We start from the raw sequence: 24,867 nt of genomic DNA, 5'->3' as shown, positions 1-24,867 counted from the left end.
CAGGCGCATCACATCAAGGGTAAGTAGTGAATAGAAAGCAGAAGCCATGAACAATGGGGCCTGGGTCGCCCTCCTGCTGTCGCTGAAAGTTGCCGGCTGGGCTACCCTGCTCAACATGCTGCTTGGGGTCGCCGCCGCCTATGGCCTGTCGCGCTGGCGTTCGCCGGCGCGCGACCTGGTCGACGCCGTCCTGACCCTGCCGCTGGTGCTGCCGCCGACCGTGCTCGGCTACTATCTGCTGGTGCTGCTGGGCCGCCGCGGCGTGTTCGGCGCCTGGCTGGAAAAATGGGGCATCGAACTGGTATTCACCTGGCAAGGCGCGGTGATCGCGGCCACCATCGTCGCCTTTCCGCTGGTGCTCAAGTCAGCCCGCGCCGCTTTTGACAATGTCGACGTACAGCTCGAAAACGCCGCCCGCGTGCTGGGCGTATCCGAGGTCGGCGTGTTCTTCCGCGTCACCTTGCCGCTGGCTTCCAAGGGCATTGCCGCCGGCGTATTGCTGGCGTTTGCACGCGCGCTAGGAGAGTTCGGCGCCACCCTGATGATTGCCGGCAACCTGCCGGGCCGCACCCAGACTTTGTCGGTCGCCATCTATGAAGCGGTGCAGGCCGGCGACGACCAGACCGCCAACCTGCTGGTGCTGATCACTTCGGCCACCTGCATCGTGGTGCTGCTGATCGCCGGCCGCCTGTTACCGAAAAGCCAGCGGCGCAGGCAATCATGACGAATTTCCTATGACCATCGAGATCAGCATACGCAAGCATCTGCAAGCCGACGACCGCGGCTTCAACCTGGACATCGCCTTGCGCACCGAAAGCGACCGCGTGGTGCTGTACGGCCCGTCGGGCGCCGGCAAGAGCCTGACCTTGCAAGCGATCGCCGGTTTACTGACGCCAGACCAGGGGCATATACGCCTCAAGCAAAACACCCTGTTCGACAGCGCCGGCGGCATTTGCCTGCCGCCGCAGCAGCGCAAGGTCGCCTACCTGTTCCAGGACTATGCGCTGTTTCCGCACCTTACCGTGGCCCAGAACGTGGCTTTCGGCTTGCGCCCGGGCTGTTTCAACCTGCGCCGCCCGCACGATCATCCGATCGTCAGGAAGTGGCTGGCCTCGTTCGAGCTGAGCGCAGCCGCCAACAGTTATCCGCACCAGCTGTCCGGCGGCCAGCGGCAACGCGTGGCCCTGGCCCGGGCGCTGGCGCTGGAACCGGACATCCTGCTGCTGGACGAACCGTTTTCCGCGCTCGACCTGAGCCTGCGCGACAAGATGCGGCGCGAATTGTCCGAGCTGCAAAAACAGCTGGACGTGCCGATGATGGTGATCACCCACGATCCCGCCGACCTGGCTTTGCTGGGCGACGAGATATTCGAGATCCGCGACGGCATGATCGCGCCGCCGGCCGGGACATAAAAAAAGCGCAGCCGAAGCTGCGCTTTTGTCGCCGGATTTCCCTGCTTAGAAAATGTGACGGATGCCGATCGCAACACCGGTCACGCTATCCTTGCCGACCAGTTCCGACAAGGCTGCATTCTTGGCCTTGTTGTAGTCCACGGTACCATAGACCTGAGTCCGCTTCGACAAGGCATATTCAGCCACGCCGACCAGCGCGTAACGGGTGCCGTCGCCCAGGTTGCCCAAGGTGGCGACCGTGACGTTCTTGCTCTTGTCATAGTAGCCGGCTGCGGTCAGCGACCAGGCTGGAGTTGCCTGGTAAGTCGCGCCCAGGAAATAAGCATCGTCCTTGCGCTCGACGCCGCCGATGCCGCCATTGATCGAAGCCACGCTGTTGGTGACGCCGAAATATGCCGGCGTAGTGCCGGTGCTGTCCTTGATGCGATAGTAGCCGCCGAACAGCTTGGCCGCGCCCAGGGTGTAGGACAGGCTCAGGTTATAGGCGGTATCTTTCCAGTCCGAATTGGTCGGGCTGACGGTTTGCTGGAAGCCGCCGCCGATCGCAAACGGACCTGCGGTATAGGCCAGCGTGGCGCCGATCTGGCTGCCCAGCTTGACCGATCCGGCCTTCTCGCCCGCAGCGTAGCTCACGCCGGCAGCGAGGCCGCCGAAAGTGCCGTAGTACTTGAGCATGTTCGAATTGCGGACCAGCGTGGCGCCGGCCGGCAGCCATGCATTCTGGTCGTAATTGCCGACGGTCAGCGGATCGAAATGATCTGCCATCAGGTCAAACAGCGGAGTCTGTTGACGGCCCAGGGTGACCGTGCCGAACGAACCGCTCAGGCCGACGTAGGATTGGCGGCTGAACAAGGTACCGGCGCTGGACAGGCTGCCGGTATCGGAGTTGAAGCCGTTTTCCAGGCGGAAAATGGCTTTCAGGCCGCCGCCCAGGTCTTCAGTACCCTTGAAGCCGATGCGGCTGTTGGAGATCGCGCCATTCGTGATGACGAAGTTCTTTTGCCCGGCTGCGTTATCGCTGCTGAGATAACGGATGCTGGTGTCGACAATGCCGTAGATCGTGACATTGGTCTGGGCCATCGCGCTCCCGCTGGCCAAACCTGCCGCTACCAGCATCAAGGATATTTTTTTCATGCGTCTCTCCGTAAGTTAAACATTTTTTAGATTTTTTTCGACAGCCTGGCGACGCCTGCCCCCACGTCGCCCCGCCATCGCTTTACCGCCACTGCTGCCACATCACGCTGCCATTCCAGCGTCGCCGGGATAAAGTTGAACGGACATCATATCAGCACAACTTTCTCCCAAAACAAGTTGTTGTTAAAACCCAACTAAGTTTATTCTGATTTCAGTACACCGCGGCGTATCTGGTCGCGTTCGATGGACTCGAACAGCGCCTTGAAATTGCCTTCGCCGAAGCCTTCGTCGCCTTTGCGCTGGATAAATTCGAAAAATACCGGCCCCAGCGTGGTCGCCGAGAAGATTTGCAGCAGCAGGCGCTGGCCGTCCTGGTTGGAGACGCCGTCCAGCAGGATGCCGCGCATCTGCAGCTCGGCGGTCGGCTCGCCATGGCCAGGCAAACGCCCTTCCAGCATTTCGTAATAGGTCGCCGGCGGCGCGGTCATGAACGGCGTGCCCATTTTCTTCAGGGCGTCCCAGGTCTGCACCAGGTTGTCAGTTTGCAAAGCAATATGCTGGATGCCTTCGCCGTTGAACTGCATCAGGAATTCTTCGATCTGGCCCGAGCCTTTGGACGACTCTTCATTCAGGGGGATGCGGATCTTGCCGTCCGGCGCGCTCATCGCCTTCGAGGTCAGGCCGGTGTATTCGCCCTTGATGTCGAAATAGCGGACTTCGCGGAAATTGAACAGTCGCTCGTAGAACGCGGCCCAGTGCGCCATGCGGCCGCGGTACACATTGTGGGTCAGGTGGTCGATGGTTTTCAGGCCGGCGCCGGCCGGATTGCGGTCGACGCCCTCGATGAATTCGAAATCGATGTCATAGATCGACTTGCCGGGAGTGAAACGATCGATCAGATACAGCGGCGCGCCGCCGATGCCCTTGATCGCCGGCAAGCGCAGCTCCATCACGCCGGTGTTGATTTCCATCGGCTCGGCGCCGCGTTCCAGCGCGCGCTGGTAGGCCAGGTGCGCATCATTGACGCGGAACGCCATGCCGCAGGCCGACGGGCCATGCTCTTTGGCGAAATAATAAGCGGGGCTCTTCGGCTCGTAGTTGATGATGAAATTGATATCGCCCTGGCGATACAGCGTCACGTCCTTGGAACGGTGACGCGCCACCTTGGAGAAGCCCATGGCTTCGAATGCCGGCTCCAGCACGTTCGGGGTGGGCGAGGCGAATTCGACAAATTCAAAGCCGCACAGGCCCATGGGGTTTTCAAACAGATCGGACATGATGAACTCCTGCAAATAAAGTCTGGTGGACTGGGTCAAAACGGATCAGCTGCGGGTAGCAGCCGGCTCCGGGGTTTCTGGTGTATCTGGCGTAATCAGTTGCTGCAGGGCGATTTCAAAAGCGACTTTGGCGATGCCGGTGCGGCTGGCCGAACGCGCATGGCATTTCTCCAGCGCCGCGGCCACGGTGGCCGAGACATCGCCGAAGATCGCTTCGTCCGAAATTTCAACCTCGCTTTGCATCAGGAACGCAAAAGCGCGCGCCATGCCGCAGTTGGCGACGAAATCCGGGATCACGGCAACCTTGGCGTCGGCATCTTCATAGATCGGGCCGTAGAAAATATCGCTGTCGGCAAACGGCACGTTGGCGCCGCTGGCGACCACTTCAAGGCCGTGGGCGACCATCTGCTCCACCTGTTCCTGCCTGACCAGGCGCGAGCCGGCGCAAGGCAGGAAGATGTCCGCGCCGACGCTCCAGATCGCCGCATTGCATGCCTCGAACGACAGCATGCCGTCGGCGATCAGCTGATTGCCCTGCTTGGCCAGGAACAAGGCATGCACTTCGTCATGGCTGTAGCCATCGGCTTTCACCAGGCCGCCATTGCGGTCGATGATGCCGACCACGCGTGCGCCGGCCTTCGACAGGTAATACGCCGCGGTCGAACCGACATTGCCCCAGCCCTGCACGATCACGCGCTTGCCTGCCACGCTGCCGCCATACAGGCGGTAGTAGTGCAATACGGATTCCGCGACGCCCCAGCCGGTGATCAGGTCCGCCACCAGGTACTTGCGGCCGGCGGCCGGCGTATAGCGCGCGTCTTCCACCACCTTGGCCACGCCCATCCGCAACTGGCCGACCTTCTGGATGCGGGCGCTGTCGCTCGGCTGGAAATGGCCGTTGACGATGCCTTCCTGCGGATGCCACAGGCCGTAGCTCTCGGTCATCGGGATCACTTCGTGGACTTCGTCGACATTGAGGTCGCCGCCGGTGCCGTAATAGGTTTTCAGCAAAGGCGTGACTGCCTTGTACCAGCGCCGCAGCACGCCATCCTTGCGCGGATCGGCCGGATCGAAATCGATGCCCGACTTGGCGCCGCCGATGGCCGGGCCGGAGACGGTGAACTTGACTTCCATGGTCTTGGCCAGCGATTCCACTTCGCGCCGGTCCAGGCCGCTGCGCATGCGGGTGCCGCCGCCGGCCGCGCCGCCGCGCAGCGAGTTGATGACGATCCAGCCGCGCGCCGGGGTCTCCGCGTCATGCCATTCAAAGACGATTTCCGGCGCCCTGCTTTCAAACGCATTCAATAAAGCCTTCATGTTTCTCCTGTCTGGGTTTTCTGCGCTGCTGCCCGGTCAGCCCAGCAACAGCTTGTCGTCATCGATTTTTTCGCCGCGCGTGGTTTCGAACATGCGCAGCAGGTCAGGCACATCCATGCCCTTGCGCTGCTCGCCGTGCACGTCCAGGATCACCTTGCCTTCGTGCAGCATCACGGTGCGCGTGCCATAGTCGAGCGCCTGGCGCATGCTGTGCGTCACCATCATCGCCGTCAGTTTTCCCGATTCGACGATCTTTGCCGTCAGGCTCAGGATGAAGGCCGCGGTTTTCGGATCGAGCGCGGCGGTGTGTTCGTCCAGCAGCAAGATGCGCGACGGCTGCAGCGAAGCCATCAGCAGGCTGACGGCCTGGCGCTGGCCGCCTGACAGCAGTCCCATGCGATCGGACAGGCGGTTTTCCAGGCCCAGGCCAAGGATGCTGAGCTTTTCGCGGAACAGTTCGCGCATCGGGCGGTTCAAGGAAAAACGCAGGCCGCGCGGGCTGCCGCGCTTCCACGCCAGCGCCATGTTTTCTTCAATCGTCAGGCTCTCGCAGGTGCCCGCCATCGGGTCCTGGAATACCCGCGCCACCAGGTCGGCGCGCTGCCAGCTGGAGCGGCGGGTGGCATCGGTGCCGTCGATGGTGATGCTGCCGCTGTCGACCATCAGGTCGCCGCTGACGGCATTGAGCATGGTCGACTTGCCGGCGCCGTTGGAGCCGATCACCGTCACGAACTGCCCTGACGGGATCTCCAGCGATAGCCCGCGCAGCACCTTGTTTTCGATAGGCGTGCCGGGATTGAAAGTGATTTCCAGGTTATTCAGCTGCAGCATCAGTTTTCTCCTTCCTGGGTTGCCGGCACAACGCTGCCGCCGGAAGGTTTGAGTTTTCCATTGCCGCGCTTGCGGCCGAAGCTGCGCTTGAAATTAGGTATCAGCAGCGCAAAGCCGACCAGCAAGGCTGTCACCAGATTCAGGTCCTGCGCCTTGAGGCCGATGAAATCCATGTCCAGCGCCAGCGCGATGAAAAAGCGATACAGCACGGCGCCGAAGATGCAGGCCGCGGTGGTGATCACCAGGCTGCGTGCCGGCACCACGGTTTCGCCGATGATCACGGCAGCCAGTCCGATCACGATGGTGCCTATGCCCATCGAAATATCGGCGCCGCCCTGGGTCTGCACGAACAGCGCGCCGGCCAAGGCCACGAGCGCGTTCGAAATCGCCAGGCCCCATACGGTCTGGCGGTTGGTGGAGATGCCCTGGGCACGCGCCATGCGGGCATTGCCGCCGGTGGCGCGCATGGCCAGCCCGGTCTCGGAGGCAAAAAACGCATCCAGCAAGAGCTTGGCGATCAGCACGATCACCAGCATCACCAGTGGCTGCACCCAGTAGTCCGGCAGGTCGCCGATGCTGGTCATGCTGAACACCGTCGGCTCGCTGATCAGCGCTACGTTGGGTTTACCCATGATGCGCAGGTTGACCGAATACAGTGCAATCATCACCAGGATGCTGGCCAGCAATTGCATGATCTTCAGGTATACATTCAGGCAGGCTGTCACGCAGCCTGCCACTCCGCCGGCCAGCAGCGCGATGAAGGTGGCCAGGAAAGGATTCCAGCCGGAGACGATCAGGGTTGCGGCAACTGCGCCGCCGAGGGGAAAACTGCCGTCGACCGTCAGGTCGGGAAAATTGACGACACGGAAAGACAAGAACACGCCAAGCGCGACCAGGCCGAAAATCAGGCCGATCTCAATGGCGCCTAGCGAAGCGATGAGCGACATAAACTTCCTTCAATAAGCTCGGGACCGCCCTGCCGGCAAGGCGGCAGGCGGTTCACCAACAAAACAGAATCACCAGCGATGCAGCAAGCGGATGGCGGCGCCATCCGCGCGCATCTTATTGCTCGACCACCTTGGCCGACTTGACCAGGTCAGCCGGCAAGGTCAGGCCCTGTTTCAGCGCAGCTTTAGGATTGACGTAGAGTTCGAATGTCGTGCTGGTTTGCGAAGCGATCTTGCCTGCGGCTTCGCCCTTCAGGATGCGCACCACGATCTTGCCGGTCTGGCGGCCGAGGTCGTAGTAGTTGAGGCCGATGGCGGCGGCGGCGCCGCGCTTCACCGCGCCGGTATCGGCGGCAACCACAGGCAGCTTGGCCTGTTCCGCTACCTTGACGATGCCTTCGAAGGCCGACATGACGTTGTTGTCGGTCGGCGCGTAGATGACGTCGACCTTGCCTACCAGGCTTTGCGTAGCGCTAGGCACATCGATGGTGCGGGCGGCGGCGCCTTCGACCAGGGTCAGGTCGGTGCCGGCCAGCAGTTTCTTGAGCGATTCGACGATGGATACCGAATTGGCTTCGCCCGGGCTGTAGATCACGCCGATGCGCTTGGCTTTCGGCGCCACCTTGCGGATCAGTTCGATCTGCTTGTCCAGCGGCGACATGTCGGAAACACCGGTGACGTTGGTGCCGGATGCATCCCAGCTCTTCACCAGCTTGGCGGCGACCGGATCGGTCACTGCAGCGTATACGATAGGCACGGTCTTGGTGGCGGCCACCAGCGCCTGGGCTGAAGGAGTGGCGATCGCGACCGCGACATCCGGCCGGCTGCCGGCATACTTGCGGGCGATCTGCGACGCCGTGGCGTTGTTGCCTTGCGCGCTTTGATATTCGAACTTCAGGTTCTTGCCCGCTTCATAGCCGGCCGCCTTCAACTCGTCCTTGACGCCGTCGCGCACAGCGTCGAGCGCCGGATGTTCAACGATGGCCGTGACCACTACCGTTTTATCTGCGGCATACGCCGCGGAAGCGGATACGCCCGCCAGGCTCAGCAAGACCAGGGATGCAATAGCGGAACGCAAGAAAGGAAATTTCATGACTTTGTCTCCAAATGAGTCAGTTTGGTTGCCGGAAATCGGCTTCTTTATTATATTGCAACAGGGACTTGCTTCGTACTGCTCCCCCTGCGGCGCCATGTGTTATTTTGAAAAAAGTATAGCTTTTAACGCTCAAAATTGGCTTGCGACTTGAGGCCGATGTTTACCCGGTTATGAAATATAATTTCGTAGAAAATACGCAAATCGAGAATAAATTGCACAAAATAGACATCGATCAAATCGACCGCAAAATGTTGACTTTTCTGCAGCAGAACGGCCGCGTATCCAACCTGGAGCTGGCGCAGGCAGTCAACCTGTCGGCGCCGCAGTGCCACCGCCGCCATCGACGGCTGGAAGAAGCGGGTTTTATCGTACGCTATGAAACCCGCCTGAATCCAGCCAGCCTGGGCTTGTTCGTGATCGCCTTTGTCCACGTCTCGATGGAAAAAGGGCACATCAACGACTTGTCCGGCTTCAAGAGCGCCATCAACGAATGGCCGCAGATCCTGGAATGTTACTCGGTAACCGGCGACTTTGACTATGTGCTCAAGGTCACCGCCCACGACCTCAAAGAGCTGTCGGATTTTCTGATGGAAAAGCTGATGCGCATGCGCGGCGTCAGCGGCGTGCGTTCCAGCGTCTGCCTGGATGAAATCAAGTCGACCAACATGCTGCCCTTGCCGCCGGCGTGAACAAACCCGCTCGCCAATGATAAAAGGCCGCATCCTTGTGGGATGCGGCCTTCATGGCTCCTGGCGAGATAACGCCAGAAGCCTGCCGGCTAGCCGGCGTTCAATAAGCTTTTAGTCCTGCAAATCAGGCCACCTTGGCTTCGAAGAATTGTTCATCTTCGGTCGAGCCGTGCAACGCGGTGGTCGACGACTGGCCTTGCTGGATCGCCTGGGTCACCGCATCGAAATAACCGGTGCCGACTTCGCGCTGGTGCTTGACCGCGGTGAAGCCCTTGTCGGCGGCCGCGAATTCCGCTTCCTGCAGTTCGACGAACGCGGACATCTGGTTGCGTGCATAACCGTGCGCCAGGTTGAACATCGAGTAGTTCAATGCATGGAAGCCGGCCAGGGTGATGAACTGGAACTTGTAGCCCATCGCGCCCAGCTCTTTCTGGAACTTGGCGATGGTGGCGTCGTCCAGGTTCTTTTTCCAGTTGAACGATGGCGAGCAGTTATACGCCAGCATCTTGCCTGGGAACTTGGCATGCACCGCTTCCGCGAATTTCTTGGCGAAAGCCAGGTCCGGCTTGCCGGTTTCGCACCACACCAGGTCGGCGTACGGCGAGTAAGCCAGTGCGCGCGAGATGGCCTGGTCGATCCCTGGACGGGTCTTGTAAAAACCTTCTACCGTGCGTTCGCCGGTCAGGAACGGCTTGTCGTTTTCGTCGACATCCGAAGTCAGCAGGTCAGCCGCTTCCGCATCGGTGCGGGCGATCACCAGGGTCGACGTGCCGGAAACATCGGCCGCCAGGCGCGCCGCGTTCAGCTTCTCGACCGCTTCACGGCTTGGCACCAGCACCTTGCCGCCCATGTGGCCGCATTTCTTGACCGAGGCCAGCTGGTCTTCGAAGTGGACGCCGGCAGCGCCGGCATCGATCATCGACTTCATCAGTTCATAAGCGTTCAGCACGCCGCCGAAACCGGCTTCCGCATCCGCCACGATAGGCGCGAAAAAGTCGATATCGTTTTTACCTTCCGACCATTGGATCTGGTCGGCGCGCTGGAATGTATTGTTGATGCGCTTGACCACCAGCGGCACCGAGTTGGCCGGATACAGCGACTGGTCGGGATACATTTCACCGGCCAGGTTGGCGTCGCCCGCGACTTGCCAGCCCGACAGGTAGATCGCTTTCAAGCCTGCCTTGACTTGCTGCATCGCCTGGTTGCCGGTCAACGCGCCGAGGGAATTGACGAATGGCTCTTCGTGCAGCAACTTCCACAGCTTGTCGGCGCCGCGCTTTGCCAGCGTGTGTTCGATCTGCACCGAACCGCGCAGACGTACGACGTCTTCTGCAGAATAATTGCGGGTAACGCCCTTCCAGCGTGGGTTTTCGGCCCAGTCCTTGGCCAGTGCGGCAACTTGCTGTTCACGTGTAGTCATCGTCGTTCTCCTGTTAAAAACAAAAAGTAAAATCAAATCCGATGACTAAATAGTAGGCTTATCTGTGCGAGGCAACAATGTCTTATATAAGACATATAAGTATTTTTATTTCATTTAAATTCAATGACTTAACTTTCATTTTTTGCGATATGAAATAAAATCCCTGAGAGTGAAATATGAAAATGGTGCTTCGCATTTCACAATTCCACATTATGAAACGCATGTCATATCCTGAAATATGCGAAAAAAAAAGAGGGAGCAAGCTCCCCCTTTCCCGTAACTGCCGCGTACCTCAGAACGATTTCGTCATGGCCAGGTAGAAAGCGCGGCGCTGGCCGAACTGCGGCGCGCCGACGCCGATGCCCGAGCCGTCGCGGATCTCATAGACTTTGTCGAACAGGTTGATCAGGCTCAGGCGCGTGGTGAACTTGCCGATCGGGCTGTCGTTGAAGGTATGGCTGGCGCCGAGGTTGACTTCGGTATAGGCCGGCAAATGCTCGGTGTTGGCGAAGCCGCTGCGCAAGCCGCTGCCGAACAGCGCGTCCGCCGTCAGCGTGGTGCCCTGCCACAGGTAGGAAACGCCGGTCGAAGCGGTAATGCTTTGATCGTGGTCCAGATGCACCCAGTGGCTGGAGATATAGTTCAGTTCATCCTGGCCGAAGTTGTACTGGCTCGACACGATGTTCTTGCCCAGCGCGGTAGAGCGCGCCAGGTTCAGGTAGGCCGACAGGTTGTCCTTGTGGTAGTTCAGCGTCAGCTCCAGGCCGTACACCTTGCCCTGCGCATAGTTGAACGGCGTGTACAGCAAGGCCGAGCCGAACTGCCCTTCGTCCAGCATGTTCTTGACCTTCTTGTAGTAGCCGTCAAGCCCCACCGTCAGGTGCTGGGTCAGCTGGTGGTTGACGCCAAGGTCGTAATAGTCCGAGCTCTCGGCCTGCACGGAGTCGTTCTGGTTGTTGGCCGGGGCGTTGGTGGTGCCGTTGAAGCTGGCGATGGTGCTCGAACCGATCAGTTCGCTGGCGGGCGGCGTGAAGTACCTGGCATAACCGGCATGGAAGGTGGTCCGCGGCGTCATCTGGTACACCACGCCGATGCGCGGACTGAACTGGCTGGCGCTGACATAGGCATTCACCCAGTCGGCACGGGCGCCGTAATTCACGGTCACTTTATCGTTCAGTTTCCATTCGTCCTGCAGGTATATGCCGGTCTGGTTGGTGGTCTTCTGGCTGCTGTCGGCCAGCGAGATCGGCTGCGTCGACAATTGCGCGCCGCTGTCGTCGGCGGGGAAAGTCAGCGAGTTGTCGCTGTTCTTCAAGTTCTCGCGGGTGTAGTTGATGCCGGCCCGTATCGTATGGCTGGCGTTCAAACGATAACTGCCGTCAGCCTGCAGGCCGTTCGCCAGGCCGGTACGCAATACGCGCGAGGCGACGCCGGTATACAGCAGGTCGCCGGCCTGGTCTGGCTCGAACAGCACTTTTGAATAACGGCTGAATGCGGCTACCTGGTAATCGATGTCGGAGCCGATTTTTCCTTGCAGTGCAAGGATGCCGTAGCGGTTGGTTTCGCGCTGCCGCTCGTTCAGGTTGGCCGAGGGAAAATCGGTCACGCCGTCCAGCTGGAAGCTTGGAGTCTGGCCAGCGCTGTTCGGTATCTGGAAACGGCCGTCCGAATTGCCCAGGATCAGGCTGACCCGGGTATCCGCATCCAGCAGATAAGAGAAATAACCGAAGGCCTTGTTCTGTAAAGTGCGGTCATGCAAGGCACTGGACGCGCCGGTAGGATTTTCGATGCCCAGGTTATTGGCTTCAAAAGAACCGTTGATGTAGTAGCTGAAAGTGTCGGTGCTGCCGCTGACGTCGCCGCTGACCTGGCGCGTATTGTTGCTGCCGACCTGCACGCCGATATTGCCGCCGTTCTGCAGTTCGCCGTTCTTGGTGTGGATATCCACCACGCCTGCGGTCCGGTAGCCGTATTGCGCCGGCAAGGCGCCGGTGAGGACGCTGACGCTGTCGACAAAGCGGGTGTCCAGGGTCTGGCCGAAGCCGGAGATGCTTTCCGGCAGGATGATGCCGTTCAGGCGGTATTGCAGGTTGGCGTGGTCGCCGCGCACATGCAGCTGGCCGAAGGAATCCTGCGCCACGCCGGGCGCGCGCAGCAGGACCTCGTTGAATGCCGTGTCTTCGCCTTGCGGCATGGCGGCGATCTCCTTGCGGCCGATGCGATAGATGCTGCTGCCGGTTTCCACCTGGATGCCGTTCCTGGCGCGGTCCAGGCGATCGGCGGTGATCACCACCGCGTTGCCGGCCTCGACTGTGCCGCCCTGGCTGGCTTTCAAGGTGATGTCGGCAGTCGCGCCGTTCTCGTCGGCCACCGTCACCGTGCCGTTCTCCGACTGGAAGGAAGGCTTGCCGACACTGATGGCATAACTGCCGGGTGCGATGTCGCTAAAGACAAAATGCCCCTGCTGATCGCTCCGGGTGCTGCCGACCGCCTTGCCGGCCGCATCTTTCAGAGCGACCGTGGCGTCAGGCAAAGGATGGCCGAGCGCATCATGGATGGCGCCGCTGATTTGTTTGACGGTGGACTGCGCATAGGCAGCAGGAACAGCAAAACCATAAGCCAGCGCAATCAGGGCGCCTAGTTGTACTCGGCGCGACAAGCGTATTTTCATTCTCAAAACTCCAATAGGGGGAATAACCCCGCGGATAATCCGGCCGCCGGACCGCCATTTCCGAGGCGGCGGCAAACGCCGCAACGCAATAGAAAATGGCGCAGCCTCAGGGCTGGGTCAGAAACAAATAGGAACAAACAAGGAGGGTCAGACGATGGAGATCGGCGGAGCTTGAGAATGCGGAGTCAGGTAATGCTTCGGCGCCGGGACGAAGGCATACACCAGTTCGACGGCGTTGCGGTAGGCAAATACCAGGACTGGCGCCAGCACCGGCACCGGACTGGATGGGACAGGAGAAGGGAAATCGGCAGCCAGGTCGCAGCTGACGCAGTCGGATGAAATTTCGGCCAGGCTGTGATGGTGGAAAGCCATCCCGACCAGCTGCAGCACCAGGATAGTCAGCGCCAGCCATAACGCGAACTGCTGCAGGCGCAGCTTGAGGCGGCGCCTGGCGTGGAAATGCGGTTCGACGATCAGGCGCATGCAGCACCCGCGCAGCTGCCGGCTACGTCCGCTTCGGGCAAACGCGCACCGGCCGCGCATGCAAGGCACGGCGAAGACACGGCGAAGCTGGTTTGCTGACGATACATGCGGTTCGGCCTGGTTATGTCTCTGGTAAAAAATCAAAGACCTGAAGCTGCAAGTGTAATCGCGAACCGGCATCGCTTGCAAGGCAATTGCAACACAGTTGCACGGATTAAACCACATGTTACCTATCAGGCAGACCCAGGCGCGCGGCCAGGTCGCCTCGTCGCCCGATGCCCGGCTAAAATCCCGCTTACAATCGATTGCCTTGGCCTGAACTTGCGCCGCGACGGCGGCAAGCCCAGCCCCTCATCAGCAACAAACAGGAGAACGAATGTCGAATCGAGAAGAAACCGTGGCGCAATGGCAGGCGCAGGACAAGGCCGTGCGCGCCAAACTGGCGGCGCCCGGCGTGGCTTCGCTGGAACAGCTCAAGCAATACAGCGGCGTTGAATTTTTACAAGCCATCCTGAGGGGCGAATTGCCGATCCCGCCGATTGCGCAAACGCTGGATTTCAACCTGATCGAAGCTGAATTCGGCCGCGTGGTGTTCCAGGGGACGCCGGCCATGCAGCATTACAACCCGATCGGCAGCGTGCATGGCGGCTACTTTTGCACCTTGCTCGATTCGGCGCTGGGATGCGCGGTGCAATCGGCCCTGGCCAAGGGCAGCGGCTACACCACGCTGGAACTGAAGGTCAACCTGATTCGCGCCCTGACCGACAAGACCGGGCCGGTGCGCGCCATCGGCAAGGTGATACAGGTCGGCGGCAGGGTCGGCGTGGCGGAGGCGAATATCGTCGATGCCGAGGGCAAGATCTACGCCCATGCGACCACTACCTGCCTGGTCTTTCCCCTGCCCTGAGAATGATGGCGGCGCCGGCTAACCTGCCGGCGCGCTTTCGCCGGCCGGCGTTTCTGCCGCAAGCTTGGCCAGCTTGATGTATTCGATGTTCAAGGTAATCGCTTCGCTATAGCGCAGCACGAAATAATCGCCGTCGACGCCATAGAAGCGCGCCAGGTCCTGCTCCACCGTGGCGTCCGTCTCTTTGTCCGCGACCAGCGGCCGCCGCATCACCTGCTGCAGGATGAGCCGGTCGAGGACGCCGTTGACATCGAAAAAATAATCCGTCAGGAGGCCGGTAAACAATACCGCCTGGCCGGCCACATTGACGATCGCCGATACGGCGATCAGGTCCGGGCGCCGCCCTTCTTCAAAATCGGCGCCGGTCAGCAGGTAATACCACGGCGCCTGGTTAAAGCGCAGCCAGGGCACAAACCAGCCGGCGCCGGAACGGTCCAGCCCGAAGCGGGTGATGAGCAGCCGGAACCCGTTCGGCACAACCCAGGCGCCCGCATACAGGGTCAGGAAATAAGCGCTGATCCAGGAAAATTCCAGGGCGATTCCATGGATCGCCCTGGACTGGCTGGCGGGATCGGAAGACAGCAGCTCCAGCAACAGCAGCGGCTGCAATACGCGTCCGAACAGGACGGCGGACAGCAACAGCCACAAGGAATGGAAAATGCAGTTCCACAGCACCGCCTCGGTGACAATCTGTCCAAACGGGGAATAATCAAACGAAGCGCGCTCTGCGCGCTTGAAGCGGGAACGGGCGATAAAACCGGGGAGCAACAGCAGGAAAACAATGAAAGCAGGCAGCGCTACGTTCATCGATGCGCTCAGGCGGCGCTAGGGACAACGGTGATGCGGTACTGGACGGTTCCCTCTTGCTCGGAATGCAAGCTGATCACGTTATCGGTCTCGACAGCAGCGGATAACGATGACTTGGAGTTCTTGCTGGCCAGGTAAGCGCGCAATTGCAGCGCAGCCCTCGGGTCGGCGAGAATCTTTTTGGCCAGTTCGCTTTGGAGTGCTTTCATAGTGTCTTTACTATGCCATAAAAAAACATCTCTTGCATGTTCCCTTCGCAACATCTTTACCAAACGCAAACGCAGCTTACCAACAGGTTTGTTATATATAAATAACGATATATAACTTTGGCGTATATAGGCTCGCTGATAAAATGGCAAGCCTGACTGAATTCGTGAAGCAAACCTGTGATCCGCATCGAGCACCTGCATAAAACCTATCCGCTGGAACGCAATGCCAAAACCGCCGGCACTCCCGTCGCCGCATTGTCCGACATCAACCTGCATATCAAGAAGGGTGAAATTTTCGGCATCATCGGCCGCTCCGGCGCCGGCAAAAGCACCCTGATCCGCACCCTCAACATGCTGGAACGCCCATCCGGCGGACAAGTGCTGATCGAGGGTGAAGACATCACCGCGCTGGACAACAGCGGCCTGCACCGGCTGCGCCAGCGCATCGGCATGATTTTCCAGCACTTCAACCTGCTCAACGCCAAGACCGTGGCCGCCAATATCGACTGGCCGCTGAAGATCACCGGCAAATACACGCAGCAGGAGCGCGCGGCCCGGGTCAGCGAACTGCTGGACCTGGTCGGGCTCAGCGAGCATCGCGACAAATATCCGGCGCAATTGTCCGGCGGCCAGAAACAGCGCGTCGGCATCGCCCGCGCCCTGGCCAATACGCCGCACCTGCTGCTGTGCGACGAAGCCACCTCTGCCCTCGATCCGGAAACCACCCAGGCGATCCTGCGCCTGCTGCTCGACATCAACCGCAAGCTGGGCCTGACCATCGTGCTGATCACGCACGAGATGCAGGTGATCCGCAACATCTGCGACCGGGTTGCGGTGATCGAGGCCGGCCGCATCGTCGAAAGCGGCGATGTGGCAGAGGTGTTCCTCCATCCGCAACATGCGGTGACGCAAAGCATGGTCGCCGAAAGCACGCCGTTTTCAGCCGAGACTGCATTGCTGCCGTCGACCGTGCCCGGCGCCAGCCAGCTGCGCGGACTGCTGGTGCGACTGACCTATGTCGGCGACATCACCTACCAGCCGATCCTGAGCAGCATCGCGGCCGCGACGCCGGCGCTGATCACCATCCTGCAAGGCACCATCGCCCGCATCAAGGACACGCCCTACGGCCAGCTGCTGGTGGAACTGCGCGGCGAACCGGCCGATGTAGCGCAAGTGTTCACCACGCTCGACCAGCACAACATTCGTCATGAGGTGCTCGCATGATGGATTTCTCACTCATCGACTGGGGCGACATCTGGCAAGCCACCTGGGAAACCCTGGCCATGACCGGCTTTTCCCTGCTGTTCACGATACTGCTCGGCCTGCCGCTCGGAATCCTGCTGTTCATCACCGGCAAGCGCCAGCTGCTGGAACAGCGCGGCATCTACCGCGCACTGTCGCTGGTCGTCAACGTGCTGCGCTCGGTGCCGTTCCTGATCCTGCTGATCGTGATGATCCCGGTCACGGTGATCCTGGTCGGCACCTCGCTCGGCGTACAGGGCGCGATTCCGCCGCTGGTGCTGGGCACCGCGCCGTTCTTCGCGCGCCTGGTTGAAAACGTGCTGCGCGAAATAGACCGCGGCGTGGTGGAAGCCTGCCAGGCCATGGGCGCCAGCAAGCGCCAGATCATCTTCGGCGCGCTGCTGCCGGAAGCCCTGCCCGGCCTGATCGCCGCCACCACCGTCACCGCGATCGCGCTGATGTCTTACGCCGCCATGTCGGGCGTGATCGGCGGCGGCGGCCTGGGCGACCTGGCGATCCGTTTCGGCTACCAGCGCTTCCAGACTGAAGTCATGGTCACGACCGTTGCCGTGCTGGTGGTGCTAGTGCAGGCGCTGCAGTTTTCCGGCGACCGCCTGGTGCAGCATTTCACGCGCAAATGATTTGTACATGTTTTTTTGCAGGTAATGCAGCAACGTTGTTTTTAAAATCCAAAATGGGAGTTTATATGTCACGCAAATTTTCACTGTCCCTGGGACTGGCCGCAGCCGTGTTCTCGACCTTCGGCCTGATCGCCGCCGCGCCGGCGCAAGCCGCCGACAAGCTGGTGATCGCCGCCACGCCGGTGCCGCATGCGGAAATCCTCGATTTCGTCAAACCGATCCTGGCCAAGGAAGGCGTCGACCTGCAGGTCAAGGTGTTCACCGACTATATCCAGCCGGCGGTGCAGACCAACGAGAAACGGGTCGACGGCAACTTTTTCCTGCACCAGCCTTACCTGAACGAATTCAAGAAGAGCCACAAGAACGATATCGAAGTAGTGATCACCAAGGTCCACGTCGAACCGTTCGCCGGTTATTCGACCAAATACAAGAAACTGGCCGACCTGCCGGACGGCGCCACGGTCGCCATCCCCAACGACCCGTCCAATTCCGGCCGCGCCTTGCTGCTGCTGTCGCGCCAGGGCCTGCTGAAACTGAAGGATCCGAGCAATATCTCTGCGACCCAGAAAGACATCATCGACAATCCCAAGCACCTGAAGTTCAAGGAACTGGAAGCGGCTACCTTGCCGCGCGTGCTGAACCAGGTCGACCTGGCCTTGATCAACACCAACTACGCGATTGAAGCCAAGCTCAATCCGGTCAAGGATTCGCTGTTCATCGAAGACGCCAATTCGCCTTACGCCAACCTGCTGGTTGCCCGTCCGGACAACAAGGACAGCGCCGCCGTCAAGAAACTGGCCGTAGCCTTGAATTCGCCGGAAGTGAAGAAATTCATCGAAGAGAAATACAAAGGCGCGGTGGTTCCGGCATTCTGATCGCCCGGATCGCTGTCAGGCAGCAATAACAAAAGAAGCCCTCGCGATTTGCGGGGGCTTTTTGGTTTACACTGGCTCTTTTGCGGTTAATGAACTCCCCCAACACCTTAGAGGCACATCATGGAAGAAAAAGTGGAACCCAATGCATCCCAGCGCGACGCCTTCCTCGAAGAAAAAGCGTTCAAGTCACGCACCGTGCTGCTGTTCGGCCAGATCAACGACACCGTGGCGCGCGATGTCGTGCGCCAATTGATCGCTCTTTCGGGCGAATCCAAGGCGCCGATCAATTTCCTGGTCTGTTCGCCGGGCGGCCATGTGGAATCGGGCGATGTGATCCATGACGTGATCCGTTTCATCGACGCCCCGGTCAACATGATCGGCAGCGGCTGGGTCGGCAGCGCCGCAGTCAACGTTTTCCTGTCGGTGCCGAAAGAACGCCGCTTCTGCCTGCAGAATACGCGCTTCCTGATCCACCAGCCGAGCGGCGGCGTCGGCGGCCAGGCTTCCGATATCGCCATCCAGGCGCGCGAGATCATCCGCGTGCGCGAAAGGATCGGCGCCTTGATCGCTAAGGAAACCGGGCAGGACCCGAAAAAAGTCATGGCCGATATCGACCGCGATTTCTGGATGTCGGCGCCGGAAGCGATAGAGTATGGCCTGGTGTCCAAATCCATCGTCAGCGCCAAGGAAGTTTCATAAGCCAAGGTTGCGGCTGGCCGCAACCGGCTTGAAATAAGAGGCGAAAAAAAAGGGGTGAATGATATTCGCCCCTTTTTTCATCCCAGCTTATGCTGCCTTGCGTTCCTGCTCCACCGTCTCACGCAGGCGCTTGGCGGCCAGCACCATGTTCTCCAGCGCCTCGTAAGTCTCGGGCCAGCCGCGGGTCTTCAGGCCGCAATCCGGATTGACCCACAAACGCGCATCGGGAATCACGCCGCGCGCCTTGCGCAGCAAACGCTCCATCTCGTCGACCTGCGGCACGCGCGGCGAGTGGATATCGTAGACGCCCGGGCCGATGTCGTTAGGATAGGCGAACTGCCCGAAGCCATCCAGCAGCTCCATGTCCGAACGCGACGTCTCGATGGTGATGACGTCAGCGTCCATCGCGGCGATCCACGGCAGGATGTCGTTGAATTCCGAATAGCACATGTGGGTGTGGATCTGGGTTTCGTCGCCGACGCCGGCGGCGCTGATCTTGAATGCGCGCACCGCCCAGTCCAGGTAATGCGGCCAGTCGCGCGACTTCAGCGGCAAACCTTCGCGGAACGCCGGTTCGTCGATCTGGATCATGCCGATGTTGGCTTTTTCCAGGTCGCACACTTCATCGCGCAAGGCCAGGGCGATTTGCAGCGCAGTGGTTTCACGCGGCTGGTCGTCGCGTACGAAGGACCATTGCAGCATGGTCACCGGACCGGTCAGCATGCCCTTCATCGGTTTCGAAGTGAGGGTCTGGGCAAACTGGCTCCAGCCGACGGTCATCGCTTCCGGACGGTAGACGTCGCCATAAATGATAGGCGGCTTGACGCAGCGCGAACCATAGCTTTGCACCCAGCCGTTGGCGGTGAAGGTGTAGCCCCACAGCTGTTCGCCGAAATACTCGACCATGTCGTTGCGCTCAGGTTCGCCGTGCACCAGCACGTCGAGGCCGAGCTGTTCCTGCTTCTCCACCACGTCGCGGATTTCTTCACGCATCTTGTCGAGATAGTCCAGGTGGCCGATTTCACCGCGCTTGTAGGCGGCGCGCGCCTGGCGGATTTCGGCGGTCTGCGGGAACGAGCCGATGGTGGTGGTCGGGAAAGCCGGCAACTGCCATTTGGCTTGCTGCTTGGCGATGCGGGCGGCAAAACCGGCCGAGCGTTCGGCGTCCGCCGCGGTCACCGCGGCCAGGCGCTTTTGCACCAGCGGATTGTGGATGCGGCTTGAGCTGCGGCGGCTCGCCTGGGCGGCGCGCGAGGCGACGAATTGCGCTTCGACTTCGGCAGCTTTTCCATTCAGCGCCAGCTTGAGGGCGACGATTTCCGCCAGCTTTTGCGTAGCGAACGCCAGCCAGCTCTTCAGTTCATCGTCGAGCTTGGGTTCATTGGCCAGGTCCACCGGCACGTGCAGCAGGGAGCAGCTTGACGCTACCCACAGACGGTCGCCCAGCTGCGCTTGCAAAGGCTTGAGCTTGGACAAGACCTGGTCGAGGTCGGTGCGCCACAGGTTGCGGCCGTCGACCACGCCGAGCGACAGCACCTTGTCTTGTGGCCAGCCGGCAGCGATCTGTTCCAGCTGGCCGGCGCCGCGCACCAGGTCCAGGTGGACGCCGGCTACCGGCAGCGCGCGCAGCAGGTCGGCATGTTCGCTGACTTCGCCGAAATAGGTAGTCAGCAGCAGTGCCGGAGCGGTGCCGCTCAATTGCGCGTAGACCGGCGCAAAGGCGGCGCGCCAGGCGGCATCCAGTTCCAGCGCCAGGATAGGCTCGTCGATCTGCACCGATTCGATGCCGGCGGCGTGCAAGCGCTGCAGCAGCTGCTGATAGCCGGCCACAACCTTGGGCAGCAGGTCCAGCTTGTGCGCGATTCCTGATTTGATCTTGCCCTGGTACAGCAAGGTCAGCGGGCCGACCAGCGCCACCTTGACCTTGTGGCCGAGCGCGCGCGCTTCGGCAATCTCATCGTGCAGCCAGTCGACACCGCCGTCGAACTGCACTTCGGCAGTCCATTCCGGCACCAGGTAGTGGTAGTTGGTGTCGAACCATTTGGTCATTTCCATCGCGAAGTGATGCTTGCTGCCGCGCGCCAGGGTGAAATAGTCGGCCAGGGTCAACTGTTTCGGATCGAAGCCGAAGCGGCTCGGAATCGCGCCCAGCAGGGCCAGCGTGCCCAGCACCTGGTCGTACCAGGCGAAATCGCCGACAGTGACGAAATCGAGGCCGGCATCGGCTTGCGCCTGCCAGTGCCGGGCGCGCAGCGTGGCACCGGTAGCGCGCAATGCGGCCTCATCGGAAGCGCCCTTCCAGAACGACTCCTGGGCAAACTTCAGTTCGCGGTGAGCGCCAATGCGCGGAAACCCTAATACGTGTGCCAATGCCATCTTTATCTCCATAAAAAACAAGTTCGATGACTCGCATGTTGAGCCAGCTTGGATTATGATTCAAACGATAAATATTAAGAATCAACTTGAATTTTACTAATACATCTTATTTGATTATCTTTTAAGCAACCAATATGCAATCCATCCTGGAATTACGCCACCTGAAAACCCTGCACGCGCTGCGCGAAGCCGGCAACCTGCTGCGCGCGGCGACGCTGCTCAACGTCACCCAGTCGGCGCTGTCGCACCAGATCAAGCAGCTGGAAGATCATCACGGCACTACCTTGTTTGAACGCAAATCGGTGCCGGTGCGTTTTACCCCGGCCGGCGAACGCTTGCTGAAGCTGGCGGATGCGGTGTTGCCGCAGGTAGCGGAAAGCGAGCGCGACCTGGTGCGGCTGGCGCAAGGCGTGGCCGGCCAGCTGCGGATTGCGGTGGAATGCCATACTTGCTTCGATTGGCTGATGCCGGCCATGGACATCTTTCGCAAACGCTGGCCGGAAGTGGAGCTCGATATCGTCTCGGGCTTCCAGGCCGATCCGGTCGGCCTGTTATATGAGCATCGCGCCGATGTTGCGATCGTGGCGGAAGTCGATCCTGACGAGAAGGTCGATTACCACGCCTTGTTCAGTTTCGAGATCGTGGCGCTGGTAGCGCATGACCATCCGCTGGCGGCCAAGGAGTACCTGGTGGCGGAAGACTTCGCCGGCGACACGCTGATCACCTATCCGGTGCCGGACGACATGCTGGACGTGGTGCGCCAGGTACTGAAACCGGCCGGCATCCAGACCGCGCGCCGCACCACCGAACTGACGGTGGCGATGCTGCAGCTGGTCGCCAGCCGGCGCGGCATCGCTACCTTGCCGATCTGGGCCGCGCAGAATTACCTGACGCGCGATTATGTACTGGCCAAGAGGATCACCGCCGCCGGCCTGACCGGGCGGCTGTATGCGGCTTGCCTGCCGGAGATGTCGCAGCAATCGTACCTGGCCGATTTTGTCAGGACCACGCGCGAGAGCTGCTACGTCAACCTGCTGAGCGTAGAACTGCTCTGACAGCTGCGGCTACCTGTCGCATTGCAGGTAGCCGTTTATATTGGCGAAGCTGCCGCTGCGGCAGGAACGTATGGAGATGGAAGACCGTATCCTGCTGTTATCCCTGCCGCCGCAAGTTGCTTGCAGCGTGCCGCCGTAAACCCCGATCTCCGAGCAAGACTGGAGGTAGCTCCCAGGCGGCACGTCCCTGCTGGAACCGCCGTAGCCCCGATCGCCCCCGCCCATGCATTGCAGGTTGCCGTTGATGTTTTCAAAACTGCCGCTGCGGCAGGATGACAGGGGAATGGCCGTCCTGCGGCCGCCGTTGTCGCCGCCGCAAGTGGCTTCCAGCATGCCGCGCCGGACCACGATATCGCGGCAGGAATCGCGGTAGCTGCCGGGCGGCGTCCAGCCGCCGCGGTCGTCGTCGTAGCGGTCGTCGCGGCGGTCGCCGTAGGATGGGGAGTCGCCGTATCCGCCATAGGCAACAATCGGGGCATTGCCATAACCGCCGGCGGCAGCAGGCTGATACGGGTTATAACCGTCGTTGTACGGGCTTGCGGCGCAGGCGGCGAACGAGCCGCAGGCAATCAGGACCAGCATGGATTTGATTTTCATTTTTTTCTCCATTCAATGAAACATTTTGTATATGTGTAATTCTACTTCGACAGCATCAATTTCCTAGCGTTTCCTGACGTTTCCTGCCTTTATCCAGCCGCGCAGCATCCTGCTCCTCCCTCCTCATCCGGCGCCAAGCACCACCAACACATCCTGTAAGAAATAACAGCTGTTTCGGCATCATGAATGCAGGTATGTTGCCGCATGGCATTCATTTTGTAACAATACGTAACTTTAGTCACGTATTTCCATCTGTGAAAGTCATCGCCGCTGTCCTCGATAGCCGGTTGAGTTTTTGTTCGCGAAGTATCTGGTCAATCTTATGAAATATCCACGCATCCATTTAAAGAGAGTGAGATAACATGAAGCCAGCATTACGTCACGTCGAAGGCCCTTTATTTCTTTCACTGCTGCTAGCAGCAGGCTCAAGCGCCATCGCGGCCGACCGCGTTGACCTTGAAAGCTACGCCCCGCAGGCAGCTGCGGCAAAACAGGCCGGACCGGTAACGGCGCAAGCCTTTCTCGGCCTCACCAGCGATGAGCTGAAGCCGCTGCGCAGCCAGAACTATGCCAACGGCAAGGTCGTCACCCGCTACCAGCAATATTTCCAGGGCGTGCCGCTGTGGGACCAGGCGATTGTCGAACAACGCACGGCCAACCAGGCGCTGCCAGCCATGTCCGGCAGCCTGATCCGCAATATCGACAACGACCTGCCCAGCGCCAAGCCGGCCTACGCCGCAGCTGACGTGCTGCTGCAAGCCAAGTCGATTTCCCGCGCCGCGGTCACCGAAAACGAGCAGGCCAAGCTGTACGTCCAGCTCGGCAGCAACAATGTGGCGCAGCTGATCTATGTGGTGTCCTTCGTCAACAAGAGCGCAGCAAAGCCAAGCCGTCCATATTTCATCATTGACGCCAACACCGGCGCCGTCCTGAAAAAATGGGAAGGCATCACGCACTACGAAGCCAGCGGTCCCGGCGGCAACGCCAAGACCGGCCAGTACGAGTACCAGCCAGGCGGCATATACGGTCCGCTGGTTGTCGACAGCAACTGCAACATGATCACTACCAACGTGGTGACAGTCGACCTGCAAAACGGCACCAGCGGCAGCACGCCCTTCCACTTCACCTGCCCGCGCAATACCTACAAGGCGGTCAACGGCGCGTTTTCGCCGCTGAACGACGCCCACTACTTCGGCAACGTCGTGTTCAACATGTACCGCGACTGGCTCAGCCTGCGCCCTATCAGCCAGACCCTGTACATGAAGGTCCACTACGGCAACAGCTATGAAAACGCGTTCTGGGACGGCAGCGCCATGAATTTCGGCGATGGCGCTTCCACTTTTTATCCGCTGGTTGCACTGGACGTATCCGGCCATGAAGTCAGCCATGGTTTCACCGAGCAGAATTCCGGCCTGGTGTACAGCGGCATGTCGGGCGGCATGAATGAAGCTTTTTCCGACATGGCCGGCGAAGCTTCCGAGAATTACATGAAGGGCGCCAACGACTTCCTGGTCGGGACCGATATTTTCAAGGGCAGCGGCGCGCTGCGCTACATGGCAAACCCGACCCAGGATGGCCGTTCCATCGACAACGCCAGGAACTACACCAGCAGCCTGGACGTGCACTACAGCAGCGGCGTGTACAACAAGGCGTTCTACCTGCTGGCTACCACCGCCGGCTGGAGCACCCGCAAGGCGTTCGAAGTGATGGCTGACGCCAACCACCTCTACTGGACTGCCAACAGCACCTTTAACCAAGGCGCTTGCGGCGTCGAAAAGGCCGCCGCCAACCGCGGTTATGTCGTGGCCAACGTGACGGCGGCATTCAAGGCTGTCGGCGTCAGCTGCAGCACCAGCAGCGGCAACGTGCTGGTCAAGGGCGTACCTGTCACAGGCATCGCGCTTGCCACCGGCGCAAGCAACGTGTACAGCATCACAGTGCCGGCCGGCGCCAGGAACCTGAGCTTCCAGTTGTCCGGCGGCAGCGGTGACGGCGACATCTATGTCAAATTCAACGCTACGCCGACCACTTCGTCTTACGACGGCAAATCCGACGGCAGCACCACCTCGGAAAATGTGACGATAGGCGCACCGTCGGCAGGCACCTACTACCTGCTGCTGAACGCCTACCGCTCCATCAGCGGCGTTTCGCTGGTAGCGAACTACCAGTAAGCGCAAGATAA

Annotated in this window: 24 protein-coding genes; 11 read left to right on the top strand and 13 right to left on the bottom strand. The window is 60.3% G+C overall.

The window, feature by feature from the left end:
• The first annotated feature begins 46 nt into the window (after window positions 1-46).
• Window positions 47-724: a molybdate ABC transporter permease subunit gene (gene modB / locus V8G57_RS00790; protein ID WP_342827782.1), complete on the top strand. Its 678-nt coding sequence runs from the start codon at window positions 47-49 to the stop codon at window positions 722-724.
• Between the two features lie 10 nt (window positions 725-734).
• On the top strand, window positions 735-1,412 hold the full coding sequence (locus V8G57_RS00785; protein WP_092399676.1) for an ATP-binding cassette domain-containing protein: 678 nt from the start codon (window positions 735-737) through the stop codon (window positions 1,410-1,412).
• A gap of 45 nt (window positions 1,413-1,457) precedes the next feature.
• Here V8G57_RS00785 and V8G57_RS00780 read toward each other — a convergent pair whose 3' ends face one another.
• From V8G57_RS00780 to V8G57_RS00755, 6 genes are all read right to left on the bottom strand, one after another.
• A complete protein-coding gene (locus tag V8G57_RS00780) occupies window positions 1,458-2,546 on the bottom strand; it encodes a porin (protein ID WP_092399678.1) in 1,089 nt (362 codons plus the stop codon).
• 200 nt (window positions 2,547-2,746) lie between these two features.
• Entirely contained in the window at window positions 2,747-3,823 is a 1,077-nt protein-coding gene (hppD, locus tag V8G57_RS00775; RefSeq protein WP_092399680.1) for a 4-hydroxyphenylpyruvate dioxygenase, read from the bottom strand.
• A 45-nt stretch (window positions 3,824-3,868) separates the two neighbouring features.
• The gene (locus V8G57_RS00770) at window positions 3,869-5,140 is read right to left on the bottom strand and encodes a Glu/Leu/Phe/Val dehydrogenase dimerization domain-containing protein (protein WP_092399682.1); all 1,272 of its coding nucleotides are present in this window, start codon (window positions 5,138-5,140) and stop codon (window positions 3,869-3,871) included.
• Between the two features lie 36 nt (window positions 5,141-5,176).
• Window positions 5,177-5,971 (bottom strand): ABC transporter ATP-binding protein, encoded by a 795-nt coding sequence (locus V8G57_RS00765; protein ID WP_092399684.1) that lies wholly within the window; start codon window positions 5,969-5,971, stop codon window positions 5,177-5,179.
• Entirely contained in the window at window positions 5,971-6,918 is a 948-nt protein-coding gene (locus V8G57_RS00760) for an ABC transporter permease (protein WP_342827781.1), read from the bottom strand. Before V8G57_RS00760 ends, V8G57_RS00765 begins: the two co-directional genes overlap by 1 nt.
• 115 nt (window positions 6,919-7,033) lie before the next feature.
• Window positions 7,034-8,011, bottom strand: a complete 978-nt coding sequence (locus V8G57_RS00755; protein WP_342827780.1) for an ABC transporter substrate-binding protein — start codon at window positions 8,009-8,011, stop codon at window positions 7,034-7,036.
• Between V8G57_RS00755 and V8G57_RS00750 the strand changes: the two genes are divergently transcribed.
• Window positions 8,010-8,165, top strand: coding sequence for a hypothetical protein (locus V8G57_RS00750; protein WP_175501085.1), 156 nt, complete (start codon window positions 8,010-8,012; stop codon window positions 8,163-8,165). The genes V8G57_RS00755 and V8G57_RS00750 overlap by 2 nt on opposite strands.
• Window positions 8,166-8,226: 61 nt before the next feature.
• Complete coding sequence (locus V8G57_RS00745) at window positions 8,227-8,703, top strand: Lrp/AsnC family transcriptional regulator (protein WP_092399704.1); 477 nt, start codon at window positions 8,227-8,229, stop codon at window positions 8,701-8,703.
• 124 nt (window positions 8,704-8,827) lie between these two features.
• On the opposite strand, the gene aceA is transcribed toward V8G57_RS00745, so the two are convergent.
• The 3 genes from aceA to V8G57_RS00730 all read right to left on the bottom strand — a co-directional run bounded on the left by aceA (window position 8,828) and on the right by V8G57_RS00730 (window position 13,277).
• Window positions 8,828-10,123, bottom strand: coding sequence for an isocitrate lyase (gene aceA / locus V8G57_RS00740; protein ID WP_092399690.1), 1,296 nt, complete (start codon window positions 10,121-10,123; stop codon window positions 8,828-8,830).
• A gap of 292 nt (window positions 10,124-10,415) precedes the next feature.
• A complete protein-coding gene (locus V8G57_RS00735; RefSeq protein ID WP_342827778.1) occupies window positions 10,416-12,794 on the bottom strand; it encodes a TonB-dependent receptor in 2,379 nt (792 codons plus the stop codon).
• 147 nt (window positions 12,795-12,941) lie between these two features.
• Window positions 12,942-13,277 (bottom strand): hypothetical protein, encoded by a 336-nt coding sequence (locus tag V8G57_RS00730; RefSeq protein ID WP_342827777.1) that lies wholly within the window; start codon window positions 13,275-13,277, stop codon window positions 12,942-12,944.
• A gap of 376 nt (window positions 13,278-13,653) precedes the next feature.
• Here V8G57_RS00730 and V8G57_RS00725 point away from each other — a divergent pair, with 376 nt between their 5' ends.
• Window positions 13,654-14,184: a PaaI family thioesterase gene (locus tag V8G57_RS00725; RefSeq protein ID WP_092402326.1), complete on the top strand. Its 531-nt coding sequence runs from the start codon at window positions 13,654-13,656 to the stop codon at window positions 14,182-14,184.
• A gap of 18 nt (window positions 14,185-14,202) precedes the next feature.
• Here the strand turns inward: V8G57_RS00725 and V8G57_RS00720 are convergent, their stop codons facing one another.
• Both V8G57_RS00720 and V8G57_RS00715 read right to left on the bottom strand, forming a co-directional pair.
• Window positions 14,203-14,991 carry a hypothetical protein gene (locus V8G57_RS00720; RefSeq protein WP_092402323.1) on the bottom strand — a complete coding sequence of 263 codons (789 nt, stop codon included), beginning with the start codon at window positions 14,989-14,991 and terminating at the stop codon, window positions 14,203-14,205.
• An 8-nt stretch (window positions 14,992-14,999) separates the two neighbouring features.
• Window positions 15,000-15,200: a hypothetical protein gene (locus V8G57_RS00715; RefSeq protein WP_092402320.1), complete on the bottom strand. Its 201-nt coding sequence runs from the start codon at window positions 15,198-15,200 to the stop codon at window positions 15,000-15,002.
• A gap of 177 nt (window positions 15,201-15,377) precedes the next feature.
• Between V8G57_RS00715 and V8G57_RS00710 the strand changes: the two genes are divergently transcribed.
• The 4 genes from V8G57_RS00710 to V8G57_RS00695 all read left to right on the top strand — a co-directional run bounded on the left by V8G57_RS00710 (window position 15,378) and on the right by V8G57_RS00695 (window position 18,657).
• Window positions 15,378-16,424, top strand: a complete 1,047-nt coding sequence (locus V8G57_RS00710; RefSeq protein WP_342827776.1) for a methionine ABC transporter ATP-binding protein — start codon at window positions 15,378-15,380, stop codon at window positions 16,422-16,424.
• Entirely contained in the window at window positions 16,424-17,083 is a 660-nt protein-coding gene (locus V8G57_RS00705; protein WP_342828049.1) for a methionine ABC transporter permease, read from the top strand. The genes V8G57_RS00710 and V8G57_RS00705 overlap by 1 nt, the downstream gene beginning before the upstream one ends.
• Window positions 17,084-17,148: 65 nt before the next feature.
• The gene (locus V8G57_RS00700) at window positions 17,149-17,958 is read left to right on the top strand and encodes a MetQ/NlpA family ABC transporter substrate-binding protein (protein ID WP_092402317.1); all 810 of its coding nucleotides are present in this window, start codon (window positions 17,149-17,151) and stop codon (window positions 17,956-17,958) included.
• 120 nt (window positions 17,959-18,078) lie between these two features.
• The gene (locus V8G57_RS00695; RefSeq protein WP_092402314.1) at window positions 18,079-18,657 is read left to right on the top strand and encodes an ATP-dependent Clp protease proteolytic subunit; all 579 of its coding nucleotides are present in this window, start codon (window positions 18,079-18,081) and stop codon (window positions 18,655-18,657) included.
• A gap of 87 nt (window positions 18,658-18,744) precedes the next feature.
• On the opposite strand, the gene metE is transcribed toward V8G57_RS00695, so the two are convergent.
• Window positions 18,745-21,033: a 5-methyltetrahydropteroyltriglutamate--homocysteine S-methyltransferase gene (gene metE / locus V8G57_RS00690; RefSeq protein ID WP_342827775.1), complete on the bottom strand. Its 2,289-nt coding sequence runs from the start codon at window positions 21,031-21,033 to the stop codon at window positions 18,745-18,747.
• A 134-nt stretch (window positions 21,034-21,167) separates the two neighbouring features.
• Here metE and V8G57_RS00685 point away from each other — a divergent pair, with 134 nt between their 5' ends.
• Window positions 21,168-22,088 carry a LysR family transcriptional regulator gene (locus tag V8G57_RS00685; RefSeq protein ID WP_092402093.1) on the top strand — a complete coding sequence of 307 codons (921 nt, stop codon included), beginning with the start codon at window positions 21,168-21,170 and terminating at the stop codon, window positions 22,086-22,088.
• A gap of 9 nt (window positions 22,089-22,097) precedes the next feature.
• On the opposite strand, the gene V8G57_RS00680 is transcribed toward V8G57_RS00685, so the two are convergent.
• On the bottom strand, window positions 22,098-22,685 hold the full coding sequence (locus V8G57_RS00680; RefSeq protein ID WP_342827774.1) for a CVNH domain-containing protein: 588 nt from the start codon (window positions 22,683-22,685) through the stop codon (window positions 22,098-22,100).
• 362 nt (window positions 22,686-23,047) lie between these two features.
• Between V8G57_RS00680 and V8G57_RS00675 the strand changes: the two genes are divergently transcribed.
• Window positions 23,048-24,856, top strand: coding sequence for a M4 family metallopeptidase (locus V8G57_RS00675; protein ID WP_342827773.1), 1,809 nt, complete (start codon window positions 23,048-23,050; stop codon window positions 24,854-24,856).
• The last annotated feature ends 11 nt before the right edge of the window (window positions 24,857-24,867 follow it).

The sequence above is a fragment of the Collimonas rhizosphaerae genome (genome assembly GCF_038896935.1).
Taxonomy (GTDB): domain Bacteria; phylum Pseudomonadota; class Gammaproteobacteria; order Burkholderiales; family Burkholderiaceae_D; genus Collimonas; species Collimonas rhizosphaerae.
The sequence above is the reverse complement of the archived record's forward strand: the minus strand, read 5'-3'. Positions and strand labels throughout refer to the sequence as shown.